This is a genomic window from Hydrogenophaga flava NBRC 102514, assembly GCF_001571145.1.
GTDB classification, from domain to species: domain Bacteria; phylum Pseudomonadota; class Gammaproteobacteria; order Burkholderiales; family Burkholderiaceae_C; genus Hydrogenophaga; species Hydrogenophaga flava.
Genome location: NZ_BCTF01000029.1, coordinates 21,017 through 35,568, shown reverse-complemented (window position 1 = coordinate 35,568; position 14,552 = coordinate 21,017). Strand labels below are relative to the sequence as shown.

9 protein-coding genes are annotated in these 14,552 nt (G+C 67.8%); 2 read left to right on the top strand and 7 right to left on the bottom strand.

Annotated elements, in window-relative coordinates:
- Positions 1-19 precede the first annotated feature (19 nt).
- The 6 genes from HFL01S_RS21005 to HFL01S_RS20980 all read right to left on the bottom strand — a co-directional run bounded on the left by HFL01S_RS21005 (position 20) and on the right by HFL01S_RS20980 (position 7,696).
- On the bottom strand, positions 20-391 hold the full coding sequence (locus HFL01S_RS21005; RefSeq protein ID WP_066262314.1) for a hypothetical protein: 372 nt from the start codon (positions 389-391) through the stop codon (positions 20-22).
- Positions 392-482: 91 nt separating this feature from the next.
- Complete coding sequence (locus tag HFL01S_RS21000) at positions 483-1,016, bottom strand: hemerythrin domain-containing protein (RefSeq protein ID WP_066262313.1); 534 nt, start codon at positions 1,014-1,016, stop codon at positions 483-485.
- A 123-nt stretch (positions 1,017-1,139) separates the two neighbouring features.
- On the bottom strand, positions 1,140-2,105 hold the full coding sequence (locus HFL01S_RS20995; protein ID WP_066262310.1) for a DUF808 domain-containing protein: 966 nt from the start codon (positions 2,103-2,105) through the stop codon (positions 1,140-1,142).
- 19 nt (positions 2,106-2,124) lie between these two features.
- The gene (locus HFL01S_RS20990) at positions 2,125-2,937 is read right to left on the bottom strand and encodes a phytanoyl-CoA dioxygenase family protein (RefSeq protein WP_066262308.1); all 813 of its coding nucleotides are present in this window, start codon (positions 2,935-2,937) and stop codon (positions 2,125-2,127) included.
- A 7-nt stretch (positions 2,938-2,944) separates the two neighbouring features.
- Positions 2,945-6,952, bottom strand: a complete 4,008-nt coding sequence (purL, locus tag HFL01S_RS20985; RefSeq protein ID WP_066262306.1) for a phosphoribosylformylglycinamidine synthase — start codon at positions 6,950-6,952, stop codon at positions 2,945-2,947.
- 93 nt (positions 6,953-7,045) lie between these two features.
- Positions 7,046-7,696, bottom strand: a complete 651-nt coding sequence (locus HFL01S_RS20980; protein ID WP_157538994.1) for a hypothetical protein — start codon at positions 7,694-7,696, stop codon at positions 7,046-7,048.
- Between the two features lie 122 nt (positions 7,697-7,818).
- Here HFL01S_RS20980 and map point away from each other — a divergent pair, with 122 nt between their 5' ends.
- Both map and HFL01S_RS20970 read left to right on the top strand, forming a co-directional pair.
- Positions 7,819-8,640 carry a type I methionyl aminopeptidase gene (map, locus tag HFL01S_RS20975; protein ID WP_066262302.1) on the top strand — a complete coding sequence of 274 codons (822 nt, stop codon included), beginning with the start codon at positions 7,819-7,821 and terminating at the stop codon, positions 8,638-8,640.
- A gap of 15 nt (positions 8,641-8,655) precedes the next feature.
- Positions 8,656-11,358 carry a [protein-PII] uridylyltransferase gene (locus tag HFL01S_RS20970; RefSeq protein ID WP_066262300.1) on the top strand — a complete coding sequence of 901 codons (2,703 nt, stop codon included), beginning with the start codon at positions 8,656-8,658 and terminating at the stop codon, positions 11,356-11,358.
- 16 nt (positions 11,359-11,374) lie between these two features.
- On the opposite strand, the gene HFL01S_RS20965 is transcribed toward HFL01S_RS20970, so the two are convergent.
- Entirely contained in the window at positions 11,375-14,548 is a 3,174-nt protein-coding gene (locus tag HFL01S_RS20965; protein WP_066262297.1) for an efflux RND transporter permease subunit, read from the bottom strand.
- Positions 14,549-14,552 lie beyond the last annotated feature (4 nt).

The window sequence follows — 14,552 nt, the reverse complement described above, 5'->3', positions numbered from 1 at the left end:
TAATGTGGCCGTTCGACCTCTACACATCCTCCCGCGCCTCCAGTAGCAACTGCCGAACCTGCGCGCCCTTGAATTTCGCCACAGCGCGCACACGCACGCCCTGCTCAGCCTCAAGTCTCAGCCGCTGGTGGTAGTCCAGCCCGTCGGTCTGACCTGGGTTATGGGCCGGTATGCGGCGGTGCCACTGACGCTGGCCATCAAACTCCACCGTCAGTTCCAGCCAGGCCCCTTCTGCATCCGCAGGCACGTTGACCAGCAGCGTGGCGTCCACATCGAACACGCGGGCCCGGCCATTGAGGCCTGGAATGTCGAGCACGGCAACCGAGTCGGTGCCGGCATCCACGCGCCAGTGCTCGGGGCTGGGGTTCGAGGGCAACACAGGACTGTTCATGGGGCGGCGACTGTACCGCACACCGCAGCCTCCTGCCGGCCCCCCATGAAAAAGGGGCGCCTCAGCGCCCTTTTTTCATGTCCTGTACCGGTCAGATATACGCCGCCACCGGCTTGACGTGGCGCATGTGCAGGCTCAGGCCCAGCGCCGCCATGTGGTTGCTGTTGCGGCCCAGGATGACTTCCGACAGCGGCAGGAATTCGGCCTCTTCATAGGCGGCGTGCGCCGTGTACTCGGTCACCAGGCGCTGCACCTCGCCGATGTCGAGATCGGTGCTCTGACCTTTGGCGACCTGTTTGAGGCCCTTTTCCAGCCGTTTCCACAGCGCCTCGACCATGCGGTGTTCCTCGGTCAGGCGCTTGGTCATGGCCTTCACGCGCTCCAGTTCCTCGCCGGGCTGCGCGCTAGCGACCACCGCGGGGAACAGCTCGCGCTCCTCTTCCAGATGGTGTTCGAAGATGGCTTCGCGGAAGAACTCCAGCGACTGCTCGGCGATCTGGCGGGCGCGGGCGGCGGGTTCCAGCAATGCGGGCAGCTCGTCCAGCGCATTCAGGCGCTTGAGAATGCCGCTGTGGCAGTTCGAGAAGTTGTTCAGCGGGGCATCGGTGTCAACGGCGGTGTTCATGGCGACTCCTCTCGGGTTGGTGTGCACCGAAGCCGGTCTTCAGCACACTCACGATCTGGATGCCAGTCTGGGCCTGCCGCGTTTTTGGGGCCTTGACACAAGTCAAGGCCTGCCCTCGTTGATTCAGTGTGCGGACTGGCCGCGCAGCTTGTTGAAGGCGTTGAACAGCAGCACGCACAGGATGCCGGCGAGCAGACCGGCCACACCACCAGCCAGGCTGTTGACCGCGCCACCGATGGCACCCAGGCCCTCGGCCCAGTGCTCAACCGCGTGCCCCAGCGCCGGAACGCCGTGCAGCAGGATGCCACCTCCCACCAGAAACATCGCAGCCGTGCCCAGCACCGACAGCGCCTTCATGAGCCAGGGCGCGAATGCCAGCAGCCCACGGCCAAAAGCCTGGGCGGCGGCTGAGCCGCTGCGGCTGAGGTGGAGGCCCGCGTCGTCGAGCTTGACTATGCCACCAACCAGGCCATATACGCCGACGGTCATGATCAGCGAGATGCCGACCAGCACAGCGACCTGCTGGGCGAAGGGCGCGGTGGCGACCGCGCCCAGGGTGATGACGATGATCTCGGCCGAGAGGATGAAGTCGGTGCGCACGGCGCCCTTGATCTTCTCCTTCTCGAACGCGACCAGGTCCACCTTCTCGTCGCTCACTGCCTTCACCAGTTCGGCGCGGTGGGCTTCGTCGTCTTCCTTGGCGTGGAAGAACTTGTGCATCAGCTTCTCGGCACCTTCGAAGCACAGGAAAAGGCCGCCCAGCATGAGCAGCGGGGTGATCGCCCAGGGCGCCACGGCGCTGATGGCCAGCGCGGCCGGCACGAGGATGGCCTTGTTCAGCAGCGAGCCCTTGGCCACGGCCCAGACCACCGGCAGTTCGCGGTCGGCGTTCACGCCCGTCACCTGCTGCGCGTTGAGCGCCAGGTCGTCGCCCAGTACGCCGGCCGTCTTTTTCGCGGCCATCTGCGTCATGGCCGCCACGTCGTCGGCGGCGGACACGCTCTGGCGCGCCGCGACCTTGGTCATGGTGGCCACGTCGTCGAGCAGGGTGGCGATGTCGTCAAGCAGTGCAAGCAGGCTGGAGGCCATGGAGGGGGTTCAACTTTCTTCAGGACCAGACAAGGGGAAACAGCGAATCGTCCATCGCGGCGCCCTCGGGCAGGCGCTGGTCGAGGCCGGGGAATGGTGGAGACGTGCGCCAGCAGCGAGGCGCGTGCACCGCGTCATCGCCCAGGTAGCGGGCCGAAAACACGCGGCGCCGCGCGCCAGGGCCGGTGCCGCTGCTGGCGTGCAGGCTGAGCATGTGGAAGGCCACGCAGTCGCCCGGCTCCAGCGCCCAGCCCAGTTGCCGGTAGGTGCCGGGCTCGGCGTCGATGGGCGGCAGCTCGGCCAGCGTGCCCTCCGGGAACCACTTGGCCTGCTGGTCGCGGAAGGTGCGCGGCATGTACCAGGTGCCGTCGTGCGAGCCAGCCACGAAACGCAGCGTGCTCGCCAGCGGAACCGGATCGACCGGAATCCAGAAGCTCACGTTCTGCCTGCCGCCGACGTTGTAGTACGGCTGGTCCTGATGCCAGGGCGTGGGCTGACGCGTGCCGGCTTCCTTGACCAGCAGGTGGTCGTGGTACAGGCGAACCGTCCGGCTCTGCATCAGCTGCGCCGCCAGGTGGGGTAGTGCCGATTCCTGGAGGATGCGCTGGTAGTCCGGGTTGGTCTGCCAGGTGCAGAAGTCTTCGACGAAGCGACCTGGGTCGTCCGGCTCGCTCGCCACCAGGGCCAGCGGGCTCAGGTGGGCCAGGTTGTGCTCGATACCGGCTTCGAGCGTGCGCAGATCGTCGGCGTTGAGCATGCCCCGCAGCACCACCGCCCCGTCGCGGGCGTAGGCCTGGACAGTGTCGGCGGGCAGCGGGTGCTGGCGGCTCATCGCGGGGTCAGCCGACGAACTTGCGCGCGTTGCGCCAGATGCGCATCCACGGGCTGAGTTCGCTGGCGTTGCCACTGGTCCAGCTCATCTGGATGTTGCGGAACACGCGCTCGGGGTGCGGCATCATGGCCGTGAAGCGGCCGTCGGCCGTGGTCACCGCCGTCAGGCCGCCCGGGCTGCCGTTGGGGTTGAACGGGTACTGCTCGGTAGCAGTGCCGCTGTTGTCCACGAAGCGCATGGCGGCGATGGCCTGCGCCGGATTGCCGCGGTGCTTGAAGTTGGCAAAGCCTTCCCCGTGCGCCACGGCGATCGGCAGGCGGCTGCCGGCCATGCCCTGCAGGAACAGGCTGGGCGAGTCCAGCACTTCCACCATGGACAGGCGGGCCTCAAAGCGCTCGCTCTGGTTGGTGGTGAAGCGCGGCCAGGCCTCGGCGCCGGGGATGATGTCGGCCAGCTCGGCGAACATCTGGCAGCCGTTGCACACGCCCAGGCCGAAGGTGTCGGCGCGGCCGAAGAAGCCCTGGAACTGTTCCGACAGCACCGGGTTGAAGGTGATGCTGCGCGCCCAGCCGATGCCGGCGCCCAGCGTGTCGCCGTAGCTGAAACCGCCGCAGGCAACCACACCCTTGAAGTCGGCCAGCTTCGCGCGGCCCGACTGCAGGTCGGTCATGTGCACGTCGTAGGCCTCGAAGCCCGCCTGCGTGAAGGCGTAGGCCATCTCCACGTGCGAGTTCACCCCCTGCTCGCGCAGGATCGCGACCTTGGGGCGGCTCAGGTTCAGGAACGGCGCGGCCACGTTGTCAGCCGGGTCGAACGTGAGACTGACGTGCATGCCAGGATCGGACGGCACACCGGCGGCGGCGTGCTCGCTGTCGGCGCAGGCCGGGTTGTCGCGCTGCTGGTTGATCTTCCAGCTCACGCTGTCCCAGACCTGCTGCAGGTCAAACAGGCTGGCGTTGAACACCGCCTTGGTGTCGCGCCAGACCTGCAACTGGCCCTTGCCCACGTCGATGGACGAGGACGCCGGGCGGGTCTTGCCGACGAAGTGGCTGTGCTTGGACAGGCCGTGCTCGCGCAGGGTCTGCATCACGGCGTTACGGTCTTCGGTCTTCACCTGCAGCAACACGCCCAGCTCTTCGCTGAACAGGGCCTTGAGCGTGAGCTCCTCGCGGCGGACGCTGACCTGCTGCGCCCAGTTCTTGGCATCGCCGCTGTCCATGCGGCTGTCGGAGATGCCGTCGCCTTCGGTGACCAACATGTCCACGTTCAGCGACACGCCCACGTGGCCGGCAAAGGCCATTTCGGCCGCAGCCGCCAGCAGGCCGCCGTCCGAACGGTCGTGGTAGGCCAGGATCTGGCCCTGCGCGCGCAGCGCGTTCACCGCGTTGACGAGGTTGATCAGGTCCTGCGGGCTGTCCAGATCGGGCACCTCGTCACCGGGCTGGCCCAGCGTCAGTCCCAGCACGCTGCCGCCGAGGCGGTTGCGGCCCTTGCCCAGGTCGACCAGCACCAGGGTGGTGTCGTCGATATCGCGGTTGAGCTGCGGCGTGAGGGTGCCGCGCACGTCGGCCAGCGTCGCGAAGGCGCTGACGATCAGGCTCACCGGCGAGGTGACCTTCTTCTTTTCGCCATCGGCCGTCCACTGCGTGCGCATGGACAGGCTGTCCTTGCCCACCGGCACCGACACGTCCAGCGCCGGGCACAGCTCCATGCCGATGGCCTTGACGGTGGCGTACAGGTCGGCGTCTTCACCGGGTTCGCCGCAGGCGGCCATCCAGTTGGCCGACAGCTTGACGCGGGGCAGCTCGATGGGTGCGGCCAGCAGGTTGGTGATCGCTTCGGCCACTGCCATGCGGCCCGAGGCTGCGGCGTCGATGGACGCCAGCGGCGTGCGTTCACCCATGCTCATGGCCTCGCCGGCGAAACCGGCGTAGTCGGCCAGGGTCACGGCGCAGTCGCCCACTGGCACCTGCCAGGGGCCCACCATCTGGTCACGGTGGGAGAGCCCCCCCACGGTGCGGTCGCCGATGGTGACCAGGAAGCGCTTGGAGGCGACGGTGGGATGGCTCAGCACGTCGATGACGGCCTTTTCCAGCGAAACGCCGGTCAGGTCCATCGGTTTGAAGGTGCGCTGGACCGTTTTCACGTCGCGGTGCATCTTGGGCGGCTTGCCCAGCAGCACGTCCATGGGCATATCGACCGGGCTTTCGTTGCCCTCATCGACCAGCGACAGGTGACGCTCCTCGGTCGCCACGCCGACCACCGAGAACGGGCAACGCTCGCGCTCGCAGAAGGCCTTGAATTGCTCCAGAGACTCGGGCGCGATGGCCAGCACGTAACGTTCCTGACTCTCGTTGCACCAGATTTCCTTGGGCGCCAGGCCGCTCTCTTCCAGCGGTACGGCGCGCAAATCAAAGCGAGCACCGCGGCCAGCGTCGTTCACCAGTTCGGGGAAGGCGTTGGACAGGCCGCCCGCGCCCACGTCGTGGATGAACAGCACCGGGTTCTTCTCGCCCTGCGCCAAGCAGTGGTTGATGACTTCCTGCGCTCGGCGCTCGATCTCGGGGTTGCCACGCTGCACGGAATCGAAGTCCAGCGAGGCGGCGTTGGTGCCGGTCGCCATCGAACTCGCCGCGCCGCCGCCCATGCCGATCTTCATGCCCGGGCCGCCCAGCTGAATCAGCAGCGTGCCGGCCGGGAAGTCGATCTTTTTGGTCTGGCCGGCGTCGATCTGGCCCAGGCCGCCCGCGATCATGATGGGCTTGTGGTAGCCGCGGGTCACGCCGCCCACGTCCTGCTCGTATTCGCGGAAGTAGCCCAGCAGGTTCGGACGTCCGAACTCGTTGTTGAACGCGGCACCGCCCAGCGGGCCCTCGGTCATGATCTGCAGCGGGCTGGCGATGTGCTCGGGCTTGCCGCCCGGCTGGTCGCTCATGCCGCCCCAGAGTTTGGAGACGGTGAAGCCGGTCAGGCCGGCCTTGGGCTTGGAGCCGCGGCCGGTCGCGCCCTCGTCGCGGATCTCGCCGCCAGCGCCGGTGGAGGCACCGGGAAACGGGGAAATCGCGGTCGGGTGGTTGTGGGTTTCCACCTTCATCAGGATGTGGTGGGTCGCGGCTTCCGCCCGGTAAGCCGGCGAGGCGTTGCCACCGGCCTTGGCCACGAAGCGCTCCAGATGGTGGCCTTCCATGATGGACGCGTTGTCCGAGTACGCCACGATGGTGTGCTGCGGGCTCGTCTGGTGCGTGTGGCGGATCATGCCGAACAGGCTCTTGTCCTGCGCCACGCCGTCGATGGTGAACTGCGCGTTGAAGATCTTGTGGCGGCAGTGCTCGCTGTTGGCCTGCGCGAACATCATCAGCTCAACGTCGGTCGGGTTGCGCTTCAGGCCGTTGAAAGCGTTGACCAGGTAGTCGATCTCGTCGTCGGCCAGGGCCAGGCCCCAGTCGGTGTTGGCCTTTTCCAGCGCCGCGCGACCGCCGCCCAGCACGTCCACGTGCTCCATGGGCGCCGGGTGCAGCTCGGTGAACAGGGCTTCGGCCTGGCTGCGCTCGGTGGTCACGGCCTCCGTCATGCGGTCGTGCAGCGCATCGGCAACGGCGCGCAGCTGGTCGTCGGACAGGCTCGCCTTGCCCAGCAGGCCGCTCTTGAGGCCGATGCGAAACTCGACCAGGCGCTCGACGCGGTGCAGTGCCAGACCGCAGTTGTGCGCGATGTCGGTGGCCTTGGAGGCCCAGGGCGAGACGGTGCCCAGGCGAGGCAGCACGTAGAGAGCGGGGGCACCGGCCTTTTCAGCAGCAGCGAAGGCCTCGGAAGCTGGCTCGCCGTAGGTCATCAGCTGGCCCAGGCGCTCCACCGTGGCGGTGTCGGGCTCGGCGTCGAAGGACGCCAGGTGCACGAAGCGGGCGCTGAGGCCGGTGATCTTGTCGGAAATGCCCTGCAGACGGGGCAGGAGTTGCTGGACTTTGAAGTCGCTGATGGCGTTGCCGCCGTCAAAAAAGCGCAGGTGCAGGGTCACGGTGGGTGGCCTTGGGGCTGGCGGGCGCGGGGCGTCCCGGGGGATGGGGGAAAGCCCGCGATTTTACCCGCCGCCCGGCGGCTCACCGGCGCGTCAGAACTGGTATCCGACGCTCACCTTGATGACCGGCAGCACCTTGGCGCTGTTCAGGTCGTCCTGCACCTTGCGTTCTTCCGCGGCGATGGCGGCGGAGGCGCCCGGCTGGGCCAGCAGACCGCCCGAACCGGTCAGCTTGACCTTGGGCTTGCCGATCGACACACCCAGGTCCAGACCGAAGGTCCAGCCTGGCTCGTTGTGGCGGCCATGGCCCCAGCCCACGCCGATGTAGGGCATGGTGCTCGGGTACTTGATGTCGGCGCGCAGCGAGTTGCCGGTGGCGTCGAAGCGCTGGCCGTCGATGGTGACCGAGCCGTTCGTGGCCTGCGCGTTCAGCGCGGCCGAGGTGCCCCCGAAGGTGGCGCCGCCAACCATGCGGAACGTGCCCAGGAAGGGGCGGAAGTCGACGAACACGCCGTTGCCCTTGAGTTTGAGGTCGCCCTTGTAGGTAATCTGGTCTTCGGTGTAGGTGTCCGATTCGGTCAGGCTGGCCAGCTCGCCGCGAATGCCCAGGGCCGGTCCCACCGGCAGGTTCAGGCCCACGCCCAGGCCACCCGTGCCGACGACGCCGTACACGCCAACGCCTTGCGCCAGTGCGGTGCCCGACAGGGCCATCAGGGACAAACCGGTGATCAAAAGCTTTTTCATGCAAGCGCCTCTCTGTGGGGGGGTGGTTGGGGAGCGGGCGAGTATAGGAGTGACGACAGCGCCCGGGTGGCTATTTCACCCTTCGTTTCAAACCGTTGCCCGCCACGGGATAATTGCGCCCCATGAGCATCACCTACAAAGACGAGGCTGGCATCGCCGGCATGCGCACGGCCTGCCGGCTGGCGTCCGAAGTGCTGGACTTCCTGACCCCGCACATCCAGCCCGGCGTGACCACGCTGGAGATCGACCGCCTCTCGGCCGAGTACATGAAGCAGCAGGGCACGCGCTCGGCCACCATCGGTTACCAGCCCCCGGGCTACCCGCCCTACCCGGGCCACCTCTGCACCTCGATCAACCACGTCGTCTGCCACGGCATCCCCAACGACAAGCCGCTCAAGAAGGGCGACATCCTCAACGTCGACGTCACCGTGATCACGCCCGAGGGCTGGTACGGCGACAACAGCCGCATGTTCCTCATCGGTGGCGAGGCCGCCTGCAGCGTGCAGGCCCGCCGGCTGACCCAGGTCACCTTCGAGGCGATGTGGAAGGGCATCGTGATGGTCAAACCCGGTGTGCGGCTGGGCGACATCGGCCACGCCATCCAGACCTATGCCGAAGGCAACAGCTACTCGGTGGTGCGCGAGTTCTGCGGCCACGGCATCGGCCAGCGCTTCCACGAAGAACCGCAGGTGCTGCACTACGGCCGCCCCGGGACGCTCGAAGAGCTCAAACCGGGCATGACCTTCACCATCGAGCCCATGATCAACGCCGGCAAGCGCGACATCAAGGAGATGGGCGACGGCTGGACCATCGTCACGCGCGACCGCTCGCTGTCCGCACAGTGGGAGCACACCGTGCTGGTCACGCCCACGGGCTACGACGTGCTCACGCTCTCGGCCGGCAGCCCGCCCCTGCCCTCGTTCGTGACCACCACCGCCTGCTGATTCCGGAGCGTTCCCATGGCTGAAGCCGCAGGCGATCTCGGCGCGCTGCGCCAACGCTACCGCGAAGACAAAACCACTCTGTTCACCCAGCTGGGCGAACAGGGGTCATCGACCCGCGGCGTGCGCCGCACCCTGCAGCAACTGGCCCGGCTGACCGACGGCACGCTGCGGCAGCTCTGGACCAACGCGGGTTTCGGTCCCGGTTTCTCGCTGCTGGCCGTCGGTGGCTATGGCCGTGGCGAGCTGTTCCCGAACTCGGACGTCGACGTGCTGGTGCTGCTGCCCGACGGGGCGACACCGGATGGCGACGAAGCGCTGAAGGCGCGTCTGGAATCCTTCATCGGCGCCTGCTGGGACGTGGGCCTGGAAATCGGCTCCAGCGTGCGCACCGCCGCCGAGTGCGTCGAAGAGGCCGAGCGCGACGTGACCGTGCAGACCTCGCTGCTCGAATGCCGGCTCATCGTGGGCTCGCGGGCGCAGTTCACCGGCCTGGCGCGGCGCCTGGGCGAGGTCATGGACCCCAAGGCCTTCTTCGTGGCCAAGACGCTGGAAATGCGCCAGCGCCACACCAAGTACGAGAACACGCCCTACTCGCTCGAACCCAACTGCAAGGAGTCGCCGGGCGGCCTGCGCGATCTGCAGGTCATTCTCTGGGTCGCCAAGGCCGCCGGTCTGGGCCGCAGCTGGGACGAGCTGGCACGGCGGGGCCTGGCCACGCCGCTGGAGGTGCGCCAGATCAAGGCCAACGAGGCCCTGCTGAGCCTGATCCGCGCGCGGCTTCATCTGCTGGCCCACCGGCGCGAGGACCGGCTGGTGTTCGACCTGCAGACCGCGGTGGCCGAGTCTTTTGGCTACAAGGCACAGGCGCCGGCCCCCACCGGACCTGACGAGCAGCCACCCGCGCCCACGGCCCGCTTGGCCCGCCGCGCCAGCGAGGAGCTGATGCGGCGCTACTACTGGGCCGCCAAGGCCGTGACCCAGCTCAACCAGATTCTGCTGCTCAATATCGAGGAGCGCCTGAACAGCGACGAACACGGCGCCGACCAGATGCGCCCGATCAACGAGCGGTTCTACGACAAGGCCGGCATGCTGGAGGTGGCGAGCGACCACCTCTACCTCCGGCAGCCGCACGCCATCCTCGAAACCTTCCTGCTCTACCAGACCACGGTGGGCATCAAGGGCCTGTCGGCACGCACGCTGCGCGCGCTCTACAACGCGCGCCCGATCATGAACGGTGCCTTCCGCGCCGATCCGGTCAACCGGGCCACCTTCCTGCAGATCCTGCAGCAGCCCGAGGGCATCACCCACGCCATGCGGCTGATGAACCAGACCTCGGTGCTGGGCCGCTACCTCTGGGTGTTCCGCCACATCGTCGGCCAGATGCAGCACGACCTGTTCCACGTCTACACCGTGGACCAGCACATCCTGATGGTGCTGCGCAACGTGCGCCGCTTCTTCATTGCCGAGCACTCGCACGAATACCCGTTCTGCTCGCAGCTGGCCGCGGGCTGGGACAAGCCCTGGATCTTCTGCGTGGCGGCGCTGTTCCACGACATCGCCAAGGGCCGCGGCGGCGACCACTCCGAACTGGGTGCGCGCGACGTGCGCAGCTTCTGCCGCCAGCACGGCATTGCGCGTGAAGACACACGGCTGATCGAGTTCCTGGTGTCCGAACACCTGACCATGAGCCGCATCGCGCAGAAGGAAGACCTGAGCGACCCGGACGTGATCGGAGCCTTCGCCCGGCGCGTGGGCAACGAGCGCTACCTCACCGCGCTCTACCTGCTCACGGTGGCCGATATCCGTGGCACCAGCCCCAAGGTGTGGAACGCCTGGAAGGGCAAGCTGCTGGAAGACCTGTACCGCTATACGCTGCGTGCGCTGGGCGGCCGTGCCCCCGACCCCGACGCCGTGGTCGAGGCGCGCAAGCGCGAGGCCCTGTCGATGCTGGCGCTGCACGCCCTGCCCCACCAGGCGCACAAGACGCTGTGGGACACGCTGGACGTGGGCTACTTCATGCGCCACCAGGCCGACGAAATCGCCTGGCACACCCGGGTGCTCTCGCGCCAGCTGGCCATCAACGCGCGCAGCGAATCCGGGGTGGCCTCAGCGCCAGCCGGTGAGGCGAGCGCGCCCGACGCCGCCATCGTGCGGGCCCGCCTCTCGCCCGAGGGTGAGGGCCTGCAGGTGCTGGTCTATTCGCCGGACCAGAACGACCTCTTCGCCCGCATCTGCGGTTACTTCGACAACGCCGGGTTCTCGATCCTTGACGCCCGCATCCACACCACGATGACCGGGCACGCACTGGACACCTTCCAGGTGGTGGCGCCCACACTGTCGGAGCACTACCGCGAGCTGATCGCGATGGTCGAAAACAAGCTCGCCAGCACCATCGACGAACGCGGCCCTCTGCCGCCGCCCAGCAAGGGGCGGCTGTCCCGGCGCGTCAAGAGCTTCCCGATCACGCCGCGGGTGGATCTGCGGCCGGACGAAAAGGCCCAGCGCTGGCTGCTGAGCGTCTCGGCCAGCGACCGCGCCGGCCTGCTTTACTGCATCTCGCGCGTGCTGGCCCAGCACCAGATCAGCGTGCAGCTGGCCAAGGTCAGCACCCTGGGCGAGCGCGTCGAGGACACCTTCCTGATCAGCGGCCCCGAGCTGCAGGTCAACAAGCGCCAGATCCAGATCGAGACCGAGCTGCTGGAAACGCTGGAGGGCTGAGCGCCCCCCAGCCATCTCATGCGGGGTGGCTCAGCGCGTTCGGGTCGCGCTCGTGGGCCCGTTCGTCGCGCACCTGGCGGCCGAACAGCCGGGCGAAGAAGATGCTCAGGTCGTCGACCATGGTGAACACCGCCGGCACCACCAGCAGGCTGAGCAGGGTCGAGGTCATCAGACCACCAATCACCGCCACCGCCATCGGCGATCGGAAGCTGCCGTCCGCCGCCCCCGAACCCACCGCCACCGGCAGCATGCCCGCCACCATCGCGATGGTGGTCATCACGATAGGTCGCGCCCGCTTGTGACAGGCGTCCAGGATGGCCTCCAGCCGCGGCAGGCCGCGCTGCCGGCGCGCTTCGATCGCGTACTCCACCAGAAGGATGGAGTTCTTCGACGCCACGCCCATCAGCATCACCAGGCCGATCAGCGAGGGCATGGAGAAGCTCTTGTTGGTCAGCAGCAGGGCCACGAAGGCCCCCCCGAAGGACATCAACAGCGCGGGCAGGATGGTCAGCGGCATCAGGAAGGCCTTGAACAGCAGCACCAGCACTATGTAGATGCACAGCACGCCGGTCAGCATGGCCAGGCCGAAGCTGGCGAACAGCTCGCCCTGCACCTCGGCATCACCGATCTCCAGCACCTGCACGCCCGGCGGCAGGTTCTGGATGCTGGGCAGCGCATCCACCGCGGTCTTCATGTCGCCCAGCGGGATGCCGGCGAGCTCGACCTCGAAGTTGATGTTGCGCGAGCGGTCGTAGCGGTCGATCACGGCCGGGCCACCGCCGAAGCTGAGCGTGGCGACCTGGCTGAGCATGACCGGCCCCTTGGCGCCGGGCACGGACAGGCGGCCCAGCACGTCCAGGTTCTCGCGCGCGGCGCTGTCGAGCTTGACCACGATCGGTACCTGGCGCTGAGGCAGGTTCAGCTTGGGCAGCGCACTGTCGTAGTCGCCGACGGTGGCGATGCGCAGCGTCTCGGCGATGGCCGAGCTGGTCACCCCCAGGTCGGCGGCGCGCTGCAGGTCGGGCGTGACGATGATTTCGGTGCGCACCAGGGCGGCCGAGGACTGGATGCTGCCCACGCCGTTGATGGTGCGCAGGTCGCGCTCGATGGCGCGGGCCGCGGTCGACAGCGCGTTGGCGTCGCTGCCGGTGAGCGTGAGGATGTATTTCTCGCCCGAGCCACCCAGGCCCACCTTGTAGCGCACCCCCGGCAGGCCGGACATCACCTCGCGGATCTGGTTCTCGATCAGCTGCTTGCGCGGGCGCTGGCCGCGCGGGTCGAGCTGGATGGTCAGCGCGGCCTTGCGCGACTCCTGCGCGCCCTGGGGGGCGAACGGGTCGCTGCCGGCCGAGCCGGAGCCGATCGTGGTGTAGACCGACTTGACGTGCTGCACCCCATTCACCAGCACCCGCGCCCGTTCGGCGGTGGCCACAGTCTGCGCCAGCGTGGCACCCGGCGGCAGCTCCAGGTAGACCTGGGTCTGCGAGTTGTCGTCCGGCGGGATGAAGCCCTGCGGCAGGTAAGGGATCAGCGCCAGCGACCCGAAGAAGAACAGGATGGCGCCGACCAGCGTCAGCCAGCGGTGGCGGATGCAGGCCGCGGCCCAGCGCTGGTAGGTGTCGAGCCAGCCGGGTTCGTTCTGGTTCGTCATCCAGGCCCAGAGGCCGCCGAGGACGCGGTTGCTGCGCGCCCAGGCCGGCTGCTCCTTGGCAGTCACCACCGGCTTGAGCAGGTAGGCAGCCATCATGGGCGTGAGCGCGCGCGCCACCACCAGCGAGGCGAACACCGCCAGCGCGGCCGTCCAGCCGAACTGCTTGAAGAACTTGCCCGGGATGCCGGCCATGAAGGCCGTGGGCAGGAACACCGCGATCAGGGTGAAGGTGGTGGCGATCACGGCCATGCCGATCTCGTCCGCCGCTTCCATGGCCGCCTGATACGGCGTCTTGCCCATGCGCATGTGGCGCACGATGTTCTCCACCTCGACGATGGCGTCGTCCACCAGAATGCCGATCACCAGCGACATGGCCAGCAACGTGACCACGTTGATGGTGAAGCCCATGTAGTGCATGCCGATGAAGGCCGGGATGGCCGACAGCGGCAGCGCCACGGCCGACACGACCGTGGCCCGGAAGTCGCGCAGGAACAGCCAGACCACCAGCACGGCCAGGATGGCGCCCTCGTACAGCAGGGTCATGGAGGCGTTGAATTCCTCCTCCACCGGGGTCACGAAGTCGAAGGACTCAGTGATCTGCAGGTCCGGACGGGCCGCCTGCAGCTCCTTGAGCCTGGCGCGCACGCCCTGCCCGACCTCCACCTCGCTGGCGCCCTTGCTGCGCGCCACTTCAAAGCCGACCACCGGCTTGCCGTCCAGGAAGGCGGCGGCCGTGGGTTCGGCGATGGTGTCTTTGACGGTCGCGATCTGGTCCAGCCGGATGCGGCGGCCATCGGACAGAGAGAGTTCCAGCGCGGCCAGCTCCTCGGCCGACTTCATCGACGAGAGCGTGCGCAGCGGCTGCTGGCTGCCGCCAATGTCGGCGCGGCCCCCGGCGCTCTCGATCTGCACCCGGGCCAGCTGGCGCGAGATGTCGGCCGCCGTCGCACCCAGCGATTGCAGCTTGAGCGGGTCCAGCAGGATCTGCACCTCGCGGTTGACGCCGCCCACGCGGTTGATCGCGCCCACGCCGCGCACCGACAGCAGCAGCTTGGCCACATCGTTGTCGACGAACCAGGAAATGGCCTCGTCGTCCATCTTGTCCGAGCGCACCGTGTAGGCCAGCACCGCGCCACCGGCCAGTTCCAGCTTATTGACGATGGGCTCGCGCAGGTCGGTCGGCAGGTCGCCGCGCACCTTGGCCACGGCCGAACGCACGTCGTCCAGCGCTTCCTGGGTGCTCTTTTCAATGCGGAACTCGGCCGTGATCGAGACCGTGCCGTCCTGCACCTTGGTGTAGATGTGCTTGAGGCCCTGCAGCGAGGCCAGGCTGTTCTCGATCTTGCGCGCGACGTCGTTTTCCAGCTGGTTGGGCGCGGCGCCCGGCAGGCTGGCGACGATGGTGATGTTGGGCACGTCCAGGTCGGGGAAGTTCTGCACCTTCATCGCCTGGAACGAGAACAGACCGGCGAGCGTCAGCATGACGAACAGCATCGCCGCCGGAATCGGGTTGCGGATGGACCACGCGGAAACGTTCATGGCC